Below are 21,231 nucleotides of genomic sequence, written 5' to 3'. Positions count from 1 at the left end.
TCCGACTACGGGCGCTTCACCCTCGACCTCAGCAGGGCGGGTCACGATTTTGATTCCGTCGAGATATCGTGCCAATACGACGCCACAGCCTGGGCGGGCGGAAAAGACGGATACCTGATGCGTGCTCCATACTATATGACCGTTGAGAATGGAGAACTCCTCCCCGAAAGTCCACTGTGGTCCATACCTGCGTGGATCATCGGAAAGCTTGACTGGACTGCACCAGCAACACCACGGGTCCATCCCGTGACCGGTGTGTCCGGCGTTGTTGATCAGTAGGTCTCGGCGTTCGGCCAGCGGTCACCGACGTGATGGCGAAGGCGTTGAGCACGGGCTTCCAGCGCATCGTCCACCTCGCGCGGCCCGTCCCGGTCGGGTCCAGGCTGCGGGTGACAAGGTACAGACACTTCATCGCCGACTGCTCGGTCGGAAAACGCCCGCGGGCGCGGACCGCCCGACGGTAGCGGGCGTTGAGCAACTCGATCGCGTTGGTGGAACAGATCATCCGCCGGATCTCCACGTCGTAGTCCAGGAACGGCACGAATTCGTCCTAGGCGTTGCGCCACAAGCGAATCATCGCCCCGTACTTGCGTCCCCACCGCTCGGCCAGGTCCTCTTGTACGGTGGCGACCCGCTCCAGCCAGGCCAGCGTCAGCCACAAAACCCCGCCCGCCACGAGCACGAGGGCGATCAAGCCCAGCACGGGCACGAACTGCTTGTCGGCCCGCGGCCGAGCACGGGCTGAGCGCGCCCAGTCCGGCAGGCGGCGCAGATGTGGGCGGGGCTTGGGTCCAGCAACGGTCATACCTCTACGTCGCGTGAAGGTCGCGGTGTACCGGCCATGCCACCCGCGCGCGGTCGCCCTGGTGGACCGCGACCGTCGCGTCGCGACCGGCTTGGACGACCACGGCGTATCCGGACGCGGTCGCTCCCAAGTCCACCCTGTGCCCGTCACCGCCATCCGTGGCACCGTCGGTCGTCACGTGCGCGCACTCCAGTTCGACCGGATCTCGCACCCCTCCAGAACAACCTTGGCGTCCCGCACACTCGCGCACACCGCACGATGGCGGACCGCACCCCACCACCGGCAGATGGTGCTCCCGCAGGGGCGGGGAAGTGGGGTTCTGAGCCTGCGAGCGCCGGACCGCTCCCGTACGCCGACGCCTTCAAATGGCCGAGGAAGTGCCACGGAAGTGAGACTGATCTTGGTGACACCGCCGTGAGACAACAGCGAAACCACAGGTCGACTAAGATCGACATGTCCCAAGGGGCGAGAACCTACATGGTGGTTTAGGGTCTCGAAACCGGCTGCCAGTTCTCATCGGGGTCTGCCACCATGCTGCCACTTGGCAGCGGACTGAGACTGGGCTCTTCGGGTAGGACTTCAATCGTGGGGTTATGCGCGGTATTGCTGTTGCCGATGGTGGAGTTGTGGTTTACACACCGCCCGCTCGTACTGATGGCGACGCGTTGATGGGCGAACCGTTAGTCGGATCGGTGTCTGTGAGTTTGCCCGCTGATGGAAATTGCCTAATTCCCACTTCATTGTCAGCGCGTCAGTTGAAGTTCCGCTTCACCATGTCTTGCCAGTGAGTGAGCTTGTTGCGGGTGATCATAGTACTGGGGTGGTCGGGCCCGAGGACCCGGAGATGGTCGGCTAGCAGCGCTTCTAACCCGGCCACCGCACTGCCTGGGTCACCCGCCTCACCCCGCCAGCGGGCGAGGTTGGCACGGGTGCTTAAGGTGATGGGGTGGTCGGGCCCCATCACCCGGAGATGATCTGGCAACAGCGCCTTGAACCCGGCCACAGCGCCAACTGGGTCACCCGCTTCACCCCGCGAGTGGGCGAGGATGCCACGGGTGATCAGGGTGTCGGGGTGGTCGGGCCCGAGGACCCGAAGTCGGTCGGCCAGCAGCGCCTCCAACTCGGCCACCGCACTGCCCGGGTCACCCGCCTTAACCCGCCAGTAGGCAAGGTCGATGCGGGTGTGAAGGCTGTCGGGGTGGTCGGGCCCGAGGACCCGAAGTCGGTCGCTCAGCAGCGCCTCCAACTCGGCCACCGCACTGCCCGGGTCATCCGCTTCGCCCCGCCTGTAGGCGAGGCTGACTCGGGTGTTCAGGGTGTCGGGGTGGTCGGGCCCCAACACGCGCAGTTGGTCGGTCACCAGCGCTTCTAATCCGGCCACCGCACTGCCCGGGTCACCCTCCTCACCCCGCCAGTAGGCGAGGCTCCCGCGGGTGTTCAGAGTGTCGGGGTGGTCGGGCCCGAAGACTCGGAGCCGGTCGGCCAGCAGCGCCTCGAACCCGGCCACCGCGCCAGCCTGGTCACCCGCTGAGCCCCGCCAAGAGGCGAGCTTGCTGCGGGTGTCCAAGGTGTCGGGGTGGTCGGGCCCCATCACCCGGAGGTGGTCGGTCAGCAGCGCCTCGAACCCGGCCACCGCACTGCCCGGGTCACCCGCTGCACCCCGCCAGTAGGCGAGCTTGCCACGGGTGATCAGGGTGTCGGGGTGGTCGGGCCCGAAGACTCGGAGCCGGTCGGCCAGCAGCGCCTCCAGCACGGCGACCGCGCCAGCCTGGTCACCCGCTGCACCCCGCCAGTAGGCGAGCTTGCTGCGGGTGATCAGGGTGTCGGGGTGGTCGGGCCCCAGTTGTGAGTTGATGTGGCCGTAAAGGTTGTGCCAGTAGGTGATGGCGGCGTGGACTTGGCCGCTGCCGCCCAGAGACTTCCCCGCGCGTTCGAGTACGTCGTGGAGTGCGGGGGTGAGCAGTGCGGGGGTTGTGTGGGTGTGGAGTGTGGTGGTGTTGGAGCGTAAGGCTTGGCCGAGGTCGGGGTGGACGGTGTCGACATCCGGCCAGATCGCCAGGAGGGTGTCGGCGGTGGTGTGGGCGAGGGTGTGGAGGTGGTCGGGGCTAAGGGAGTCACGGACGGCGCGTTGGACCAAGGCGTGCACCGCCACCGCCTTGGCTGGGCGGTCGGGGGTGAGGGTAATGAGGTTGAACCGGTGTAGTCGTGTGAGTCCGTCGTTGACGTCGTCGTGATCGACTCGCCTGCGCGCAAGGGTGGTGAGGTGATCGAGGACGGGTTGGGCGGTGAACAGGTCGACGGGGACGCCGTTGGGGTCAAGCAGGGCGGCGACCTCCAGTAGCGGGCGGGCCAGGCCTGCGCCACGCGGCCGGTTCGGGATTTCGACGTGGTCGGCGCGGTCGATGGACAGCGACCAGGTCGCCGCAATGGTGCGTTGGTGTTCGGGTAGGGCGTGTTCGGGTGGGGTGAGTTCGGCCAGGGTGCGGCGCCGGTCGGCCAGCATCGACCGGTAGGCGGTGATGGTGAGCAGGGGCTGGTCTCCCAGGTAGGCGGAGGCCTGGCTCAACGCTAACGGCAGCCACCCCAACTCTTCCGCCAGGTCGGCAAGCCTGTCCTGATCACCGCCGTCGGTGGTGTCGGCCAGGGCCTGCGCGAGGTAGGTCACGGCTTCGTCGCGGGTGAACACGTCCAGTTCGATCACCCGGTGACCACCGCGCCCGGCCGCCGTGTCGCGTCGCCGGCTGGTGACCACGACCTGCCCACTGGCACTGGGTGGTGGGTCCAGGCCGCGCAGGTGCGCCGGGTCCTGCACGTCGTCCAACACGATCAGCCAGCGGCGCGAGGTGGAGGCCAGCCACTCCCGAAACCGGATCGCCGCCTGCTCGGGTGGCCGGTCGGCGATCTGCGGGTCCTGTTGGACCAGCACCCGCGTGGCAGCGTCGGCGTAGGTGGTCACGATCGCGTCGCGAGAGAGCGCCGACACCCATACCGCCATGTCCACCACCGGGTCGGCCCAGACCGACCACGCGTGACGGGCGGCCAACTGCGACTTGCCCACCCCGCCCATTCCCGACACGACCACGCCTGCGCGCTGCGGCGCGCCGACCACCATCGCCGCGCGTCCCGAGGCCAACGCGTCGACCAGCAGCGCGTACGCCCGGCGGTCCTGGTGGTGGTCGGCTGGGGACGGCGGAACGCCGACCCGTACCGGCCATGCCACCCGCGGGCGGTCGCCCTGGTGGACCGCGACCGTCGCGTCGCGACCGGCTTGAACGACCACGGCGTATCCGGACGCGGTCGCGTCCAGGTCCACCCTGTGCCCGTCACCGTCGGTCGTCACGTGCGCGCACTCCAGTTCGACCGGATCTCGGACCCCTCCAGAACAACCTTGGCGTCCCGCACACTCGCGCACACCGCACGATGGCGGACCGCACCCCCATCACCGGCAGATGGTGCTCCCGCGGGGGCGGGGAAGGGGGGTTCTCGGCCTGCGAGCGCCGGACCGCTCCCGTACGCCGACGCCTTCAACCGGCCCGAGGAAGTGCCACGGGAACTGAGACTGATCTTGGTGACACCGCCGTGAGACAACAGAGAAACCACAAGTCGACCAAGATCGACATGTCCAAAGGGGCAAGAACCTACATCTGGCTTGTCGGCGACGGTGAGCACCGTCCGCCGTAACTTGATCAGGTTCGGTGCAACCTGTCGAGCTTCGCCGGATACCCGTCGACGTTGTCTCGACGACCTTTGGCTTGGTCTGCTGACAACCCAGCGGACTGCGTCTGCGCGGCGAAGTCCGAAGGTCCGCCTGCCGCGACGGCGGGAGGCGACATCAACACCGTGCCGATGAACGCCACCCACCGTTGATCCACGACCGGACACCCTGGCGGAATCCCCTGGTCAGGCAGCCGTTGGGCCGCCTGACCAGGTCATTCACACCCCATGTGCGGAAACGGATCTAGACGAGCGGCGAGCCCGTCAGGTTCCACGTGGACGAACCCTTGCCGTCGCCATCGATGTCGAAGACCACTGTCGCGTCACCCGAGTAGTAGTAGGCGTTGCTGCGGACCACCCAACCGGTGTAGCACTCCAGGTTGTAGTCGATGTAGCCGTCGTTGAAGTCGTCCATGAAGCTGCACGTCGCGCTGTTCACGATCGAGTCGGTGGTCGACGGAGGTTGACGGCGCTCGGTCCTGATCGTGGCATCCCATCGGTCGAACTTGTAGTTCGCGCCGAGCGGCGGGCCGTTGTACCGCCAATGCATGTTGAACCTGCTTCGCACCGTGCCGTCCGAGTCGGTCTGGATGCAGATCATGACCGTTGCGATCACGTCGGTCTTGTTCGGCAGCGCGAACTGCTTGGACTGGTCGGCGGCGCAGTGGTCGACCGGGTAGGCGTAGGCGGCGGACGCCCCGGCGAGGCTGATGACCAGTGCTGCGACGGCCCCCAGCGCAGCGGCGATCGTGCGTCTCATCGGATCCCTCTCAGTTGTGTGCGGATTTCCCCTCTGGCCCCATGAATGCTTTGAGACAGGTCAAATCTCCACCACGCCACCAACATGGCGCTCTTGTCTTCGCTACTTCTGTTGACCTGCGGGAACATCCGCTGCTGAACGGATCCTGAACGGTGCCCGAACAGCCGATTGGCGCGTCCCTGAGGGCGTCCTAGCATCGGTGGCTCAGGGGGGCGAGTGCGATACCGGTTGCTGGGTCCTGTCGAGGTGCGGCGCGCAGGCGTCCTGATACCAGTCACAGGTCGCAAGCGGCGCACCCTCCTCGCCGCGCTCCTGCTGTCACCGGGGCGGCTGGTGCCCGTCGACCGCCTGCTGCACCTGTTGTGGGGACCGAGGCCGCCCGCATCCGTCCGTGCCCAGCTGCACAACCACGTGTCCGCGCTGCGCGGGTGCGTACCGGGTGTCCAGGGCGGAGCGCATGGCTACCGGATCGACGTGGGGCCCGGTGAACTGGATTTGGCAGAGTTCGACGAACGGGTCCGTTCGGCCGGTACGGGCGACGACGGGCACGCGGCGAGACAGTTGCGCGCGGCACTGGACCTGTGGTCCGACCCCGTGCTGGGCGGGGTTACCGACGAGCTCCGCGACGCGGTGGTTCCCGGTCTGATCGAACGGCGTCTGTCGGCTCTGTGCTCGTGGATCGACGCCGAACTTCGCCTGGGACATCACGAGGAACTACTGCCGGAGTTGCGGGTGCTCACAGCTGAGCACCCGATGGACGACCGGTTCCCGCACCGGCTGGTGCTCGCGTTGCACCGCTGTGGCCGGCAGGCCGAGGCGCTGAGGGTCTTCGACGACGCGCGCCGGGTGCGCCGCGACGAGCTGGGACTGGACGTGACGCCAGCGCTGCGGGACCTGCATCGTGCCGTACTGGCGGCGGATCCGGACCTCGACGCGCCCGCCACCACCCGCCGCGACGTGCTGATCCGGGTCCTGGGACCTGTCGAGGTGCGCGGGCACCGGGCGGGCGGCCCGCAACAGCGCGCCCTGCTCGGGCTGCTGGCTGTGCACGCGGGCACCGTCGTGCCGACCGAGCGGCTGGTCGAGTACCTGTGGGGCGACGCGGCGCCGTCGAACGTACGCGGCACCGTGCAGGTGTACGTGTCGCGACTGCGCAAGCTGCTGCGCGACGAGCCCGGCGTCACGATCACCACCACCGCGTCGGGTTATCGCCTCGATCTGCCGCACGAGCTCGTCGACCTGCACCTGTTCCGCGACACGGCGGAGCCTGGGCTGTGGCGCGGACGCCCGTTCGCCGATGTGACAGGCGGGCCGGAGCTCGAGCGGCTGGTCTCCGCGCTTGCGTCCGAGCGGCAGGCCGGACCTCCGGTGCCCGCTCAGCTGCCACCTGGCATCGCCGACTTCGTCGGCCGCGACGCCGAAGGCAAGCAGTTGGCGGCGGTGCTCGACGAATGGAGATCACGCGGCCGCTCGGCGACTGCCGTGGTCCTGCTCACCGGGTCGGCAGGGGTCGGCAAGACCGCGCTGGCGGTGCGATGGAGCCACGAGCTGGCCGATCACTTCCCCGACGGCGTGCTGTACGCCAACCTCCGCGGCTACAGCCGCGAGGAACCGGAACCGGTCATCGGGGTGCTCGGCCGGTTCATGCGCGCTCTGGGCGTGCCGGCAGACGGCGTTCCGGCTTCCGTCGAAGAGGCCTCGGCGCTGTACCGGTCTCTGCTGGCGGACAAGCAGGTGCTGGTCGTGCTTGACAACGTGCGAGAACCCGCCGCGGTCCGGCAGTTGCTCCCAGGGTCACCGCGCGGCTTGGTCGTGGTGACGAGCCGGCACGACCTGGGTGGTCTGGTCGCCCGCGAAGGTGCGCGCAGGATCGTCGTCGGCCGCTTCATCCCCGAGCACTCGATCGAACTCTTCCGCAGGGTCCTCGGTACGGAAACGGTAGAGGAGGACCTGACGCTGTTCGAGGAGCTCTCGCGGCGCTGCGCGCACCTGCCGCTCGCACTCCGCGTCGCCGCCGAGCGGCTGACCAGGCGGTCGCCGGACGAGTTGCTCGACGACACAACCCTGGACCTGCTCGACGGCGACGACCCCGACAGCGCCGTGCGTGCCGTGTTCTCCTGGTCCTACCGCGTGCTCGAACCAGGCCCGGCGTCGGCGTTCCGGCTGCTCGGCGCCTGTCCCGGCGCCGACGCCGACATCCGCACCGCGGCGGCGTTGCTGGGCACATCGATCCGCGAGGCGCGCCGCACAATGGACACGCTCGTCCGTGCCCACCTCGTCGAGGAACACCGCCCCGGCCGATACCAACTGCACGACCTGCTGCGTTCCTACGCCGCCGAGCTCGCAGGCGACGCCGATGTGCGAGGTGCCGTCGACTGGTACTGCGCCACCGCGACCACGTGCATGAACCTCGTGGACCCCCATCGCCGCAAGGCCGAACCCCCCGCTGGCGGGAACACCGAGCGCTATCCCATCCCTACCACCCAGGACGAGGCACTGGCATGGCTCGAGACCGAGCGCGCGAACCTGGTCGCGGTGTGTCGCTACGCCGCGGCTCGCGACCTGCCGGAGGGCTGGTACCTGCCGCACACCCTCAACCGCTACTTCCTGCGGGCCCGCCACATCGACGACTGGATCACCACCGGCACAGCCGCGCTGTCCTGCGCCATCCGGCTGGCCGATCCGGTCGCCGAGGCCGAGACGCACACCCACCTCGCCAGTGCATACGCGAACACCGCGCGGCTGCCTGAGGCCATCGTCCACCACGAACGCGCGCTGGAACTGCACCGCCTCGTCGGAAGCACGCACGGCGAGGCGGTGGCGCTCGCGAACCTTGGCACCGTCCACCACCGGATGGGCGCCCTCACCGAGGCCGCCGACCACTACGAGGCAGCAGAGCGGATCCTTGCCACGGTGGGCGACGAACGCAACGAGTCGATCGTCGTGGCCAACCTCGCCGCGGTGCACAACATGGTGGGTCGCCACGACGCCGCTCTCACGACCGGATCCCGGGCACTGGCACTCGCACAGAAGTCGAACGACCTCGGCGCCCAGACGCACGCGACCCGGATCATGGGCATCGCACACAGAGAACTGGGTGATCTCACGGCGTCACTGCGCTGTCTCGAATCGGCGCTGGACACAGCCCGCCGAAGCGGTGACGACAGCGACGAAGGCTTGGTGCTTCAGGAGATCGCGACCGTCTACAGTCACCGGGGAGACCACCGGACGGCCGTCGCGCTGCTCGAGACCTCGCTGGAGATCAGCCGGCGCGTGGACGACCCGACGATGACCGGCATCGTCCTGGTGGATCTGGGAGAGGCGCTCCGAGCGGCAGGAGACCGCAGCGCAGCTCGCGTCCGCATCGAGGAAGGCCTGCGCCACGCCCGCCAGGCGGGCGACGAGCACCAGACGAGCCGCGCCGAGCGACTGCTGGAGGACTTCGGCTGAGTGCGCGGGAAACACCACCGGCCGATCAGACGGCACGACACGTCGTAAAAGAACGCGGGCGAGCCGCGCCAGCCCCAACCGACGCTGTTCTCGGCGGCCTCGCCAGCGCCTATCGGATGCGCTGAACGGGCGCGGCGTTCTCCTCGGAGGACAGGGCATTGAGGAAGTGCCACGATCTATGAGACTGATCATGGTGACATCACCGTGAGACAGACCAGATACCTGTAGGTCTGCGGACATCGACATGTCACAAGCGGTGAGACCCTACAACCATCCTCCGAACCGACTCCCGGTGATCGAGAAGACGTCCAGGTTGCAGCCATGAAGAAGACGACGCCACCTGCGAAATCCGCTCATCGAACACCACGAGCAAGAAGTGCCGGCCCACCACGAACCGCAGGAAGACAGGGCTTGAGAAGCATGGCCGGTGTCACTCCCCCTCCGAACCGCTCAGCCGACACCTCCGCCGCAACCGCGACCAACCGATCAGTCATCTCCCGCTGATGAGCCTGAAGCGCCGACGCCTGCGCAACCAGCGCCCCGAACCACCGGAACCGCCCGACGGCCTCCCCGGCGTCCTCCTGCGCCGACAGCCAGGCGGTGATCGCCTCCAAGTGCTCACCCAGGATCCGCACCGCCGCAGACACGGGCGAAACCTCACCACCCCCAGCCCGCTCAACGCCCCCGACGTCGCCTCCCCGAGATCCAGCACCAGGGATTGCTCGGTGGGGAAGTAGTCGAAGACGGTCTTCTCCGACACCCCGCAGGCCGACGCGATCTCAGCCACCCGCACGGCATGGAACCCCGAAACCCCACCCGCCGACTGGCGCACCGTGATCACCGCATGGGAACGGCTCGACACGGTCCGCACCGCGGCAGCGGTGGCCGCGTTCGCCCTCTTCCTGACCGCCCAGGCCTAAACGCCCTGCCACGACCGCCAGAGCGACGCATAAACACCCCGCGCCGCAACGAGTTCCTCATGACCACCCAGTTCGATGATGCGACCGCCGTCGATCACCGCCACCCGATCGGCGTCATGCGCCGTCCGCAGCCGGTGCGCGATGGCGATCACCGTGCGCCCTTCCAGAACCGCCGCCATCGCCCGCTCGGCGTGCCGAGCCGTGGTCGGATCCAGCAGCGCCGTCGCCTCGTCCAACACCACGGTGTGCGGATCGGCGAGCACGACTCGCGCGAGCGCCACCTGCTGGGCCTGGGCGGGATCGAGCGCGGTGTTGTCGAGTTCCACATCCAGATCCACCGCCCAGCGAGCATCCACGGTGGACAGAGCGGCGAGCATGGCGCCGTCGTCCGCGTCAGGCGCGGCCATCGCCAGGTTGTCCCGCAGGGTTCCGATGAAGACGTGGTGCTCCTGCGTCACGAGCAGGACGCGACGACGGAGCTCCTCCGCCGGGAGTTCCGCCACCGGCACCCCGCCGACCGTCACCCGCCCCGTCCGGGGGAGGTCCACACCCGCCAGCAGCCTCCCGAGCGTGGACTTCCCCGCCCCGGAAGGCCCGACGATCGCCAGGCGTTCACCGGGCCGCACGGTGAGGTCGACGTCGACCAGCACGTCGTGGCCCTCGCGGTACGCGTAGTGCACGCCGGACACGACCAGCCGGTCGTCCACCGGCACGTCCTCGCTGGTCGGGATGGGGACGACGGCCTCGCCGACGCCCTCGATCCGCGCCAGCGCGGCGCTGCCGGTCTGGAGCTGGTCGGCCCACTGGAAGATCGTGTCCAGCGGCACGGTCAGCCGCCACGCGTACAGCGTCGCGGTGATCACGGCGCCCAGGCTGACCACGTCCGACCCGTGCAGGTAGCCGCCCACGACCAGCATCGCCGCGACCGGCAGCGCGTGCGTGAACTCCAGGGTCGGGAACCACGCGTTGCGCAGCCACAGCGTGCGCCGCTTGGCCGCGAAGCCGACCGTGATCCGCTCGTCGCCGCCCTCGATCCGCCTGCGCTCCAGGCCCAGGGCCTCCACGGTCCGCGCGCCGAGCGAGGTGGCGGAGAGGTGTTCGGCCAGCTCGGCGTTGGTCCGCGCCTCGGCGAGGTAGGCGTCCCGCGCGCGCCGCAGGTACCAGCGGGTGGACAGCCACAGGACCGGCGCGCCGACCAGTCCGCACAGGCCGAGCAGCGGGTGCAGGAAGAACACCGCGCCGAACAGGAAAGCGGTCTGCACCAAGGAGATGAACACCTCGGGGGCGCCGTCGCGGACCGTGGTGCCGACCGCGGCGACGTCCGCCGTGCCGCGGGTCATCAGGTCGCCGGTGCCCGCCCGCTCGACCACCGCCGTCGGCAGCGCCAGCGCCCGGTCGACGACCTGCTCCCGCAACGACGACAGCGCGCGCTCGCCGAACCGGTGCCCCGCGCAGCGGGCGAACCGGATCAGCAGCACCTGCGCCACGCCGAAACCGACGATCCCCAGCGCCAGATTGTCCACAGTGGACACCGGCGCGCCGTCGCGGACCTCGTTGACGATCTCCCCGAGCAGCCACGGCCCGCCGAGCCCGGCCGCGGCGGCGAGCCCGTTCAGCAGCAGCACGACGGTCATCGCCCGGCCGTCGGCCCGGATCAGCCGCCACACCGCGCGGCGCGTACTGGCCGCGTCCGCGACCGGCAGCCGCGCGCTCACCGGAACACCAGCGCGCGGTAGCCGGGGTGCTCCAGCAGGTCCGGGTGCGCGCCGGTCGCCACGACCCTGCCGTCCACGACGTACGCCACCTCGTCGGCCTGGTCGAGCAGCAGTGGGGACGTGCTGGCCACGACGGTCGTCCGCCCCAGCCTGGCCTCGTGCACGCGGGCCGCGACCAGGGCTTCGGTGTGCGCGTCGAAGGCCGACGTCGGCTCGACCAGCAGCAGCACGTCGGGGTCGGCCAGCAGCGCGCGCACGAGCCGCAGCCGCTGGCGCTGGCCGCCGGACAGCGTCCGCCCCTGCTCCTCCACCACGGACTCCAGCCCGTCCGGCACGGCGTCCGCGGCGACGGCCGTGCGCACGGCGGCGGTGATGGCCTCGTCGGAGGGGGCCTCCCGACCGGCGACGGCTTCCCGCAGCGCACCCGCGAACAGGTGGGAGTCGTTGTCCGCCACCAGGATCCGGCGGCGCACCTCGTCGATCGCCATCGCCGTCAACGGCACCCCGCCCCAGGTGGCGGCCGAGTCGGCGTACCGGCCGAGCCGGTCCACCACCTCCACCGCGTCGGCGGGCCGAGCCGCGGCCACGGCCAGCATCCGCCCGCCCGGCACCACCAGCCCCGAATCCGGGTCGTGCAGGTCGGCGGGCCCGTCCGGCCCCGGAACCCCCGGCCCGTCGGCGGAGACCTCCGGCTCCAGCGCCAGCAGCCGCACCACCCGCCGGGCGCCGACCAGGCCTCGGACGAGGTCCTCGGAGCCCTCCATCATGAAGAACACCGGCACGATCAGCGCCGTCGCGTACCCGTACACGGCGACCACCTCGCCGACCGTGATCGTCCCGGCCGCGGCCATCCGCGCGGAGAGCCACGTGACCCCCGCGACGAACAGCGACGGCAACCCGACGCCCAGCCCCTGGATCCAGCTCGTCACCGCGCCGACCCGGTACCCCTGCTCCTGCAACGCCCGCGACGCCGTCCGGTACCGGTCCGCGAACACCTCCTTGCCGCCGATCCCGCACAGCACCCGCAGCCCGGCCACGATGTCGCCCGCGCGGGCCGTCACCGCCGCCTGCTCGACGCGGTAGCCCGTCTCGGTGGCCTGCAACCGGTTCAGCAGCGGCACGAGCACCCCCACCAGCAGCGGCACCCCGACCAGCACCACCGCCGCCAGCAGCGGCGACACCCGCAGCAGCAGCGTGCCGACCAGGGCGAACGCGACCACCGAGCCGACACCGGGCCCGCTGATCGTCATCACGCGGGTGATCTGCTGGAGGTCCGTGCTGCCGATGTTCACCACCTCGCCCGCCGACACCCGGCGCGGCAGCGACGCCCCCAGCCGCACGACCTGCCGCAGCACGAGCTGCGTGGTCCGGTAGTGGGCGTCGATCCGGATGAACGTCATCAGCCGGTGCCGCAGCATCCCGCACACCGCCGTGACCGCCCCGATCCCCAGCAGCGCCACCGCCCACCGCGCCACCGTTCCCGCGTCCCCGCGCTGGAGCCCCTCGTCGACGGCCCGCGAGATGATCAGCGGCGGCAGCGTCAGCAGCGCCATCCACGTGCTGCTGACCACGACCGCCACCGCGACCCGTCCGCGCTGCGCCTCCACCAGCCACCACAGGAACCGGCCGGGCCCGCGCACGTCGGGTGTTCCCGGATCGTCGTGCGGCAGGTGCGGACGCATGATCCACAGCCTAGGTCAGCACTCCGGCAGCACCAGGGCGTTCGCGGCGGACGCCAGCGCCTCCGCCGTCGCCTGCCCGCCGGGGGCGTCCGTGGCCAGCGCCTGGTTGCGCGCCACGTACTCCCGCAGCACCTCCTGGTAGCGCGGGAACGCCGTCCGGTGGTCGCCGCCCGCGGCCTTCAGCTCGGCCGCCAGCACGTACGCGCCGACGATCGCGGCGCTCGTGCTCTGCCCGGACAGCGGTGACCCGCAGTAGCCCGCGTCGCCGACCAGCACGACCCGCCCGTGCCACCAGCGCTCCATCCGCACCTGGCTCATCGAGTCGAAGTAGAAGTCCGGCGCCTCGTCCATGAACGCCAGCAGCCGCTCCGTCTCCCAGCCGACGCCCTCGTACCGCTCGGCGACCAGCTCCCGCTGCCGGTCGAGGTCGCGGTGGTCGAAGTCCAGCGGTGGCGACTCGAACCCGAGCATCGAACGGGCCTCGGTGCCGCCGCGCGCGCTGTAGACGCCGGACATCCGGCCCTCGGTGCGGTGGAACACCTGCCAGTGGTCGAGGTCGAGGAAGTTCGGCGTGGTGAACACCGACAGGTAGACGCCGAGGTGGTGCAGGTGGCGGGACTCCTCGCCGAACACCAGCGCCCGCACCGACGAGTGCAGCCCGTCCGCGCCGACGACGAGGTCGAAGTCCTCGACGCGACCGCTGCGGAACGCGACCCGCACGCCGTCCTCGTGCTCGTCCAGCGCGGTGATCCACTCGCCGAACACCACGCTGTCCTCGTTGCCGCGCGACAGGAGTGCGCTCAGGTCGTCGCGCAGGACCTCCACGTCGGGGCTGTCGATCACGCCGCCGGTCAGCGTCTCCTCGGTGCTGCGCACGACCTCCACGCCGTCGTCGTCGACGAACGACGTGCCGCGCATGCCCGTGGCCGCCGCGCGGAGGTCGTCCAGCAGCCCCATCCGGTCCACGACCTCCAGCGCGACACCGCGCACGTCGATCGCCTGCCCGCCGACGCGCGGCGCGGGCGCCCGTTCCACGACGGTCGGGGTGGAGCCGCCGCGCCGCAGCCAGTGGGCCAGCACCGGTCCCGCAATGCCCGCCCCCGAGATCAGCACCTTCATCGAAACCCCCACGTCGCTCGCTGAGTACGATGTACAAAGTCGCAGACATGCCGTTCTCACGGGGAAATCCGGGATTCTGCACTAGTGCAGGGGGAGTCGTGGCCGAGGATCCGCCGTACCTCAGGATCGCCGCCGAGCTGAAGCGCCGGATCCAGGAGGGGGAACTGCCGCCGGGCAGCCGGGTGCCGTCGGTGCGCGGCATCGCCGCCGAGTTCGGCGTCGCCATGGCCACGGCCACGAGGGTCGTGGCGGCGTTGAGCGACGAGGGCCTGGTCCGCGCGGTCCCGAGGGTCGGCACGGTCGTCGCCACGCCCGCGCCGAGCAGGCGCTCGGTCCCGCGTCGCGACTCGACCGCCCGGCCGACCCGCGCACGGGTGGTGGACGCGGCCATCGACATCGCCGACGAGCAGGGCTTCGACGGGTTGTCGATGCGGTCGGTCGCCGCCGAGGTGGGCGTGCCGACGATGTCGCTCTACAAGCACGTGCGAGGCCGCGACGAGTTGGCGCTGCTGATGGCCGACGCGGTGTTCGCCCAGCACCGGCTGCCCGCCGTGCCGCCGCCGACCTGGCGGGCGCAGCTGGAACTGGTGGCCCGGACGCAGTGGGCCGCCTACCGCGCGCACCCGTGGCTGCCGAAGCTGCTCTCGCTGACCCGCCCGCAGCCCATGCCGAACCTGCTGCACCACGCCGAGTGGGTGATGCGCGCACTGGAGGGCCACGGTCAGAGCCCGACCGTCGTGTTCCACGCGCACATCACGCTGTTCGGCTACGTGCGGGGCACGGCGCTGAGCATCGAGCCGGAGGCGCAGGCCGAAGCCGACACGGGCCTGTCCGCCGACCAGTGGGTCGACGAGAACGACCAGGTGTTCGGGCCCGCCATCGACTCCGGCGCGTTCCCGGCGTTCGCCCGCGTCGTCAGCAGGCCGTTCGACTTCGACCTCGACGACGTGTTCGAGTTCGGCCTCCAGCGCCTGCTGGACGGCTACGCGGCGCTGTTCCGGTAGGTCATCACGGCCACGCCGCTCTCGAACACCCGCGTGCCCTCCAGCGTGAACCGCGCGGCCGGGAACTCGCCGTCGAACAGCGGGATCCCGCGGCCCAGCACGACGGGGTTGACCTTCAAGACCAGCTCGTCGATCTCCGGCAGCAGCGAGGCGGCCAGCTTCCCGCCGCCGCACAGCCAGATGCCCAGGCCGTCCTCGGCCTTCAGCTCGCGGACCTTCCCCAGCACGTCGTCGGCGACGACCTCGACGTCCGGCGGCGTGTCCCGCACGGTGCTCGACACCACGTACTGCCGGAGGTGCGGGTACGGACTGGGCCCAGCACCCGGCACCTCGTAGGTGGCCCTGCCCATGAGGACCGTGTCGAAGTTCGTGTTGGGCGGGTCGATGCCGAGCATCCGCCTGCCCACGCCGGGCAGCGTGTCCGGGTACTCCTTGAAGATCATCTCGATGTGGTCGCCCTCGACGGGGAAGACGTCGAACGTGCCGTCGGAGGCCGCGATGAACCCGTCCAGGGTCGTGGCCACGTAGTAGGTCAGGTTCCTCATGGTCCTCTACCTGCTGAAGGGGCCACCGGTGATGGTCATCGCCACCACGATCACGGCCACGCCCAGTCCTGAGTAGAGCAGCGCGTCGACACCCCGGCCGCGGATCGCGATCAGGCCCGCCTGCTCATCGGTCACCAGCACCCGCAGCAGCGCCGCGAGCAGCAGCGCGATGCCGATCAGCACCACGCCCTGCCGCCAGTGGTACTGCGCGATCCGCACCAGGCCCAGCAGCGTCACACCCAGCACCAGCGCGAACGGCAGGTGCTGACCCGCCGCCGACCGCCAGCGCTGCTCCGGCATCAGTTCCACCGCTCCCGCCCTACGCCGTCGTGAGCGAGCGCTCGGCGGCTTCGACCGTGTTGGTGAGCAGCATCGCAATGGTCATGGGGCCCGCGCCACCGGGGATCGGGGCCAGGAAGCCCGCCATCTCGGCCACGTCCGGGTGAACGTCGCCCACCAGACCGGCCTCGGTGCGGGTGATGCCGACGTCGACCACGGCCGCGCCGGGCTTGACCATGTCCGCCGTGATGAGGCCGGGGCTGCCCGCGCCCGCGATCACGATGTCCGCGCGGCGCACCTCGGTGGCCAGGTCCTTCGTGCCCGTGTGGCACAGGGTCACGGTCGCGTTCTCGCTGCGGCGGGTCAGCAGCAGGCCGATCGGGCGGCCCACGGTGACGCCGCGGCCGACCACGGTCACGTTCGCGCCCGCGATCGGCACGTCGAAGCGGCGCAGCAGCTCCACGACGCCGCGCGGGGTCGCGGGCAGGGGAGCGGCCTCGCCCAGCACCAGCTTGCCCAGGTTCGTCGGGTGCAGGCCGTCGCCGTCCTTGGCCGGGTCGATCCGCGCCAGGATCGCGTTCGCGTCCAGGTGCCCTGGCAGCGGCAGCTGCACGATGTAGGCGGTGCACGCCGGGTCGGCGTTCAGCTCGTCGATGACGGCCTCCAGCTCGGCCTGCGTCGTCCCGGCGGGCAGGTCGCGGCGGATCGACGTGACGCCGACCTTCGCGCACGCCGTGTGCTTGCCCTTCACGTACGAGTGCGAACCGGGGTCGTCGCCGACCAGAACCGTCGCCAGACCGGGGGTCACACCCCGTTCGACCAGCGCCGAGACCCGCTCGCGCAGGTCTTCGAAGATCGCGTCTCGGGTGGCCCTGCCATTGAGGATCGTCGCCGTCACGGGCTCCATCCTCGCATCACGCGCTGGTCTCGGCCTCGGCGACCTCGGACGCGCCCGCGGGCACGCGCAGGGCCAGGACCGTGCCGATCACGCCCGCCAGGGCCGCCGACCCGGCCGCCGCGGCGGGCCCGACGTGGTCGAGCAGCCACCCCGCCGTGGGCAGCGCCAGCGCGGCGCCCGCCGTCGTCGCCATCGACATCCAGCCGAACGCCTCCGCCTTGCGGCCGTCCGGTGCCAGACCGCCGATCCGGGCGTTGTTCGCCGCGATGGCCGGGGCGATGGCCAGCCCGCCGACGAGCAGCACCCCGCCGATCAGCCACGGCGACGACGGCGTCGTGACCGGCGGCAGCACCGGGACCAGCGCGGCCACGCCCGCCGCCATCAGCCCGACCCGCAGCGCGAACCGGGGTTCGCCGCGCAGCCCGCCCACGACCAGCCCGCCCAGCACCGACCCGACGCCCCAGACCGCCGTCAGCACGCCCGCCATGGCCGGACGGCCGAGGTCGCGCGCCCAGGCGATGATCACCATGTCGATGGTGACCAGCGACATCACCGACGCCGTCGCCACGACCAGCGCCGACACCAGGCCCGAGGTCGCCAGCAGCGACCGGCCGCCGGGCGCCACCGACCTCGGCACCGGCTCGTCCAGGCCCGCCCGGCGCAGCGCGAACAGGAACCCCAGCGTGCCCGCCAGCGCGAGCAGCCCGCACACCCAGATCGCCGTGCGCGGGCTCGCGAACGCGACCAGCACGGCCGCCAGCATCGGCCCGACGATGTACATGAACTCCTGGAGCGACGCCTCCACCGTGTACAGCGCCCGCTGCGCGGCGCCCTTCGCCACCCGCGGGTAGCTCGCCCTGGTCAGCTGCGTCACCGGCGGCGTGCACAGGCCCGTCAGGAACGCCGTCAGCACGGCCAGCGGCCACGCGCCCGCGGGCAGGACCGACGGCAGCAGCCCCAGCACGCCGATGCCCGTCGCGTACAACCCGCCCGTGACCAGCAGCAACCCGCTCGCCGGTGCCCGGTCCGCCGCCCGCCCGCGCAGCGGACCCGCCACCCCGAGCCCCAGCGTGAGCGCCCCGCCGACCACACCGGCCAGCGCGTACGAGCCCGTCCAGCCCGCCACCAGGAACGACAGCGCGAGCGGTGTGCCGGTCAGGTGCACCCTCCCCACCATCGACCACAGCAGCAGCGAGACGAGGTGGGGGACACCGGCGAGTTGGCGGTAGGGGCGCAGCACCCCTCCACTGTGCCGCCGACCCCCGGCGAAGTGGTCGCGATTTTCCACCTCGGGACGGGAACCCGGAGCCCTCGTTTAGCGTCAGGACCCAAAGACGACCTGAGCGAGGGGACGGCCGTGACCGCACCGGGTGGACGTAGGGCTGAGCTGGAGGCGCGCAACGCCGCCATGCGCGAGCAGGTCGACTCGCTCATGTCGGAGCTGCACCGCAAGACCGCCGAGGTGCGCGAGGCGCAGGCCAGGGCGTTGGCCATCACCGCGACCGCCACGTCGAAGGACGGCAGCGTCACGGCGAGCGTCGACTCGGCGGGCGCGCTGACGTCGCTGGAGTTCTCGCCGAACGCGTTCGAGCGCACCACGCCGGACAAGCTGGCGCGCGTCGCCACCGAGACGGTCATCGCGGCCATCGCGAAGTCCCGCACGGAGCTGAACGAGGTCCTCGCGACCGCGCAGGAGGGGCCGAGCATCGACCTCTCCGAGATGCTGCCGGGCGTCCCGTCGCTGGCCGACCTGATCCCGCCCGCCCCACCCGTGCCCACCCCGCCGTCGTCGACCCCGCCGCCGCCGCGCAGGCGCCCGAGCGATGACGACGACGAGGGCGGCAGCGTGATGGAGAGGAGCAGCTGGTGACCGGCTTCGAGGTGGACGTCCAGGGCATGCGCCGGGGCGGTACCCAGTTCAGCTCGGCCGCCGACGCGCTCGACGGCGTGTTCAAGGCACTGGACTCGGCGCTGAGCGGCGAGGGCGACTGCTGGGGCGGCGACGAGTCCGGCCAGGCGTTCGCCAAGGAGTACGTGCCGAACGCCAAGGCCACGGCCGACGCCTTCAAGAACCTGACGACGGCGCTCGGCGACATCCGCAAGGGCGTAGACCAGTCCGCCGACACCTACGAGGGCTCTGACCAGGGCAACTCCGCGGGCATTTCCAAGACGTACTGAGGGGCACCTGGTGGGTATCGAGATCCCGAGCGAGGTCACCTGGCTCTTCCCGATCGTGGTCGGGCAGAGCTGGCCGGAAGGCGACGAGACCGCTCTGCGTCGCATGGCCGACGCGTACCGCACCGCCGCCGAAGGCGTGCAGGGCGTGATCGACCAGGGCAACGGCGCCGCGAGCACGGTCGTCGCCAGCCAGATCGGCGAGGCCGCCGTCGCCTTCCAGGACTACTGGAAGAAGTTCTCCGACGGCGACGAGTCCTACCTGCCCAAGCTGAAGAAGATCTGCGAGCAGCTGGGCGAGAGCTGCGACGCCACGGCGCTCGAGGTCGAGTACACGAAGCTGTCGATCATCGCTTCGCTGATCGCGCTGGCCATCGAGATCGCCGCGCTCGTCGCCGCCGCGTTCGCCACCTTCGGCACGGCCTCCGCCGGCATCCCGATCGCCCAGCAGGCCACGCGGCTCATCGTGCAGTTCACGTTCCGGCAGCTGATCATCGCGATCCTCAAGGAGGTCGCGATCTCGGTGGGCATCGACGCGGCCATCCAGGGCATCCAGATGCTGTCCGGCGAGCGCAAGGACTGGGACTGGGGCAAGACCGGCGAGGCCGCCGTGTCCGGTGCCGTCTCGGGTCTGGTCGGCGGCGTGTCCGGCGGCCTGAAGTTCGAGGGCGGCGGGCTGGCGGGCCAGGCCGCCGTGGGCGCGACCCGCGGCGCGGTCGAGGGCGCGGTCAGCACCGTCGGCACGTCCGTGGCGATGGGCCAGGACATCAGCGCGAAGGACGTGCTGCTCGGTGCGACGTCCGGCGCGGTGTCCGGCGGCATCGGCGGCACGAAGGACGGCATCACCGTCGACGCCCCGCACGTCAACCCCGGCGGCCCCAACGGCGGCCCGCCCAGCCCCGGCGGTCCCAACGGCGGCCAACCCGACCTCGGTCCGAACCCGTCCGGTGCTCCTGGTGGTCCGCCGGGTGGCGCGCCTGGCGGTGCGCCGGGTGGTTCTCCCGGTGGTGCGCCGGGTGGCGCTCCTCCCGGTGGCCCCGGCTCGGCCCCCACGGGCGGCGGCTCCCCCGACGCCCCTCCCGCGCCCCGCCCCACCGCCGACACCACCAACGCCTCGACGGTCGCCGCACCACCCGCGCCGACCGTGCCCGCCCCGACCCCCGGCACGGCGGGCGGCAACAGCCCCGACCGCGCTCCCGCGGGCAACCCGACCCCGACCTTCGCCCCGGCGGGCGGCGCTCCAGCGGGCGGTCCGGCCCCGTCGGCCGCGGGCGGCTCGTCGCCGTCCTCGGTCAGCAGCAGGCTGGGCGCCCCGACCGCACCGGGCTTCGGCGGCGGCACACCGGGCGGCTCCAGCACCGGCGCGTCACACACCCCCGGCCCCAGCTCGACCCCCAGCGGCTCCACCCCTGGTGGTTCGACGTCCGGCGGCTCGCACACCCCCGGCTCGGGCTCGACTCCCGGCGGCTCGCCCACGTCCGGTGGCGGCTCCACCCCTGGTGGCTCGGCTCCGGGTGGCTCGACTCCCGGTGGCTCGCACGCTCCCGGTGCCGGTGGCCCCGCTCCCGGCGGTTCGCACGCACCCGCTGCCAGCGGTCCCGCTCCCGGCGGCTCCACGCCCGGCGGTTCGCACGCACCTGGTGGTTCGCCTGCCCCCGGTGGCCCTGCTCCGGGCGGCTCGCACGCCGCCCCGAGCGGCCCGACCCCCGGCTCGCAGGCCGCTCCCGGCGGCCCGACCCCCGGCAGCACCGGTCCAGCTCCCGGCGGTTCCCCGGCAGGCACCGGCCCCGCTCCCGGCGGTTCCCCGGCAGGCACCGGCCCGGCTCCCGGCGGTTCCCCTGCCGGCACCGGCCCCGCTCCCGGCGGCTTCCACGCGGCTCCGGCAGGCCCCACTCCCGGTGGCTCGCACGCCGCCCCGGCAGGCCCTGTCCCCGGCGGCTCGCCGATCGGCTCCGGTCCGGCTCCGGGCGGTTCGCACGCTCCCGTTCCCGGTGGCTCGCACGCCGCCCCGATCGGCTCCGGCCCGGTTCCGGGTGGCTCGCACGCCGCTCCGATCGGCTCCGGCCCGGTTCCGGGTGGCTCGCACGCGGCTCCGATCGGTTCCGGTCCGGCTCCCGTGGGCTCCGGTCCGGCTCCGGGCGGGTTCACGCCCGCCCCCGGTGGTG

General features: G+C 71.4%; 16 protein-coding genes and 1 pseudogene. 6 read left to right on the top strand and 11 right to left on the bottom strand.

Annotated elements, in window-relative coordinates; translation table 11 throughout:
- On the top strand, window positions 1-279 hold a 279-nt coding region (locus AC156L_RS03830), incomplete at its 5' end, for a hypothetical protein (RefSeq protein ID WP_484406597.1).
- Here AC156L_RS03830 and AC156L_RS03825 read toward each other — a convergent pair.
- From AC156L_RS03825 to AC156L_RS03815, 3 genes and pseudogenes are all read right to left on the bottom strand, one after another.
- A pseudogene (locus AC156L_RS03825) lies at window positions 273-616 on the bottom strand (transposase); the annotation flags it as partial. The gene AC156L_RS03830 and the pseudogene AC156L_RS03825 overlap by 7 nt on opposite strands.
- Before the next feature lie 940 nt (window positions 617-1,556).
- Entirely contained in the window at window positions 1,557-4,145 is a 2,589-nt protein-coding gene (gene fxsT, locus AC156L_RS03820) for an FxSxx-COOH system tetratricopeptide repeat protein (protein WP_330877219.1), read from the bottom strand.
- 618 nt (window positions 4,146-4,763) lie between these two features.
- Window positions 4,764-5,279, bottom strand: a complete 516-nt coding sequence (locus AC156L_RS03815; RefSeq protein WP_330877218.1) for a hypothetical protein — start codon at window positions 5,277-5,279, stop codon at window positions 4,764-4,766.
- Window positions 5,280-5,495: 216 nt separating this feature from the next.
- Here AC156L_RS03815 and AC156L_RS03810 point away from each other — a divergent pair, with 216 nt between their 5' ends.
- The gene (locus tag AC156L_RS03810; protein WP_330877217.1) at window positions 5,496-8,729 is read left to right on the top strand and encodes an AfsR/SARP family transcriptional regulator; all 3,234 of its coding nucleotides are present in this window, start codon (window positions 5,496-5,498) and stop codon (window positions 8,727-8,729) included.
- A 490-nt stretch (window positions 8,730-9,219) separates the two neighbouring features.
- Here AC156L_RS03810 and AC156L_RS03805 read toward each other — a convergent pair whose 3' ends face one another.
- The 4 genes from AC156L_RS03805 to AC156L_RS03790 form a co-directional block, all read right to left on the bottom strand.
- Window positions 9,220-9,522 (bottom strand): hypothetical protein, encoded by a 303-nt coding sequence (locus AC156L_RS03805; protein WP_330877239.1) that lies wholly within the window; start codon window positions 9,520-9,522, stop codon window positions 9,220-9,222.
- A 123-nt stretch (window positions 9,523-9,645) separates the two neighbouring features.
- On the bottom strand, window positions 9,646-11,364 hold the full coding sequence (locus AC156L_RS03800; RefSeq protein ID WP_330877216.1) for an ABC transporter ATP-binding protein: 1,719 nt from the start codon (window positions 11,362-11,364) through the stop codon (window positions 9,646-9,648).
- Window positions 11,361-13,046 carry an ABC transporter transmembrane domain-containing protein gene (locus tag AC156L_RS03795; RefSeq protein ID WP_484406595.1) on the bottom strand — a complete coding sequence of 562 codons (1,686 nt, stop codon included), beginning with the start codon at window positions 13,044-13,046 and terminating at the stop codon, window positions 11,361-11,363. Before AC156L_RS03795 ends, AC156L_RS03800 begins: the two co-directional genes overlap by 4 nt.
- A 15-nt stretch (window positions 13,047-13,061) precedes the next feature.
- Entirely contained in the window at window positions 13,062-14,165 is a 1,104-nt protein-coding gene (locus tag AC156L_RS03790; RefSeq protein WP_330877214.1) for an FAD-dependent monooxygenase, read from the bottom strand.
- A 98-nt stretch (window positions 14,166-14,263) separates the two neighbouring features.
- Between AC156L_RS03790 and AC156L_RS03785 the strand changes: the two genes are divergently transcribed.
- On the top strand, window positions 14,264-15,169 hold the full coding sequence (locus AC156L_RS03785; protein WP_330877213.1) for a TetR/AcrR family transcriptional regulator C-terminal domain-containing protein: 906 nt from the start codon (window positions 14,264-14,266) through the stop codon (window positions 15,167-15,169).
- Here AC156L_RS03785 and AC156L_RS03780 read toward each other — a convergent pair.
- From AC156L_RS03780 to AC156L_RS03765, 4 genes are read right to left on the bottom strand one after another with little or no spacing between them, the layout of a single operon-like run.
- Window positions 15,148-15,714 carry a dihydrofolate reductase family protein gene (locus AC156L_RS03780; RefSeq protein ID WP_330877212.1) on the bottom strand — a complete coding sequence of 189 codons (567 nt, stop codon included), beginning with the start codon at window positions 15,712-15,714 and terminating at the stop codon, window positions 15,148-15,150. The two genes, AC156L_RS03785 and AC156L_RS03780, sit on opposite strands and share 22 nt — an antisense overlap.
- A 6-nt stretch (window positions 15,715-15,720) precedes the next feature.
- Window positions 15,721-16,014 (bottom strand): DUF3017 domain-containing protein, encoded by a 294-nt coding sequence (locus AC156L_RS03775; RefSeq protein WP_330877238.1) that lies wholly within the window; start codon window positions 16,012-16,014, stop codon window positions 15,721-15,723.
- 19 nt (window positions 16,015-16,033) lie between these two features.
- Entirely contained in the window at window positions 16,034-16,891 is an 858-nt protein-coding gene (locus AC156L_RS03770) for a bifunctional methylenetetrahydrofolate dehydrogenase/methenyltetrahydrofolate cyclohydrolase (protein WP_330877211.1), read from the bottom strand.
- Window positions 16,892-16,907: 16 nt separating this feature from the next.
- Window positions 16,908-18,131 (bottom strand): MFS transporter, encoded by a 1,224-nt coding sequence (locus AC156L_RS03765; RefSeq protein ID WP_330877210.1) that lies wholly within the window; start codon window positions 18,129-18,131, stop codon window positions 16,908-16,910.
- Between the two features lie 117 nt (window positions 18,132-18,248).
- Here AC156L_RS03765 and AC156L_RS03760 point away from each other — a divergent pair, with 117 nt between their 5' ends.
- From AC156L_RS03760 to AC156L_RS03750, 3 genes are all read left to right on the top strand, one after another.
- The gene (locus AC156L_RS03760) at window positions 18,249-18,761 is read left to right on the top strand and encodes a YbaB/EbfC family nucleoid-associated protein (RefSeq protein ID WP_330877209.1); all 513 of its coding nucleotides are present in this window, start codon (window positions 18,249-18,251) and stop codon (window positions 18,759-18,761) included.
- Window positions 18,758-19,069 carry a WXG100 family type VII secretion target gene (locus AC156L_RS03755; RefSeq protein ID WP_330877208.1) on the top strand — a complete coding sequence of 104 codons (312 nt, stop codon included), beginning with the start codon at window positions 18,758-18,760 and terminating at the stop codon, window positions 19,067-19,069. Before AC156L_RS03760 ends, AC156L_RS03755 begins: the two co-directional genes overlap by 4 nt.
- A 10-nt stretch (window positions 19,070-19,079) precedes the next feature.
- A partial coding sequence (locus AC156L_RS03750; protein ID WP_484406593.1) for a WXG100 family type VII secretion target occupies window positions 19,080-21,231 on the top strand: 2,152 nt, incomplete at its 3' end.

Source organism: Umezawaea sp. (assembly GCF_057122925.1).
Note: the sequence above shows the minus strand (reverse complement) of the source record. Positions and strands in the feature narration are given on the sequence as shown.

Bases quoted from the DNA above. Each gene is read 5' to 3' on its own strand.
- AC156L_RS03795 (WP_484406595.1), bottom strand. From the start codon at position 13,046: ATGCGTCCGCACCTGCCGCACGACGATCCGGGAACACCCGACGTGCGC.
- AC156L_RS03790 (WP_330877214.1), bottom strand. From the start codon at position 14,165: ATGAAGGTGCTGATCTCGGGGGCGGGCATTGCGGGACCGGTGCTGGCC.
- AC156L_RS03815 (WP_330877218.1), bottom strand. From the start codon at position 5,279: ATGAGACGCACGATCGCCGCTGCGCTGGGGGCCGTCGCAGCACTGGTC.
- AC156L_RS03780 (WP_330877212.1), bottom strand. From the start codon at position 15,714: ATGAGGAACCTGACCTACTACGTGGCCACGACCCTGGACGGGTTCATC.
- AC156L_RS03775 (WP_330877238.1), bottom strand. From the start codon at position 16,014: ATGCCGGAGCAGCGCTGGCGGTCGGCGGCGGGTCAGCACCTGCCGTTC.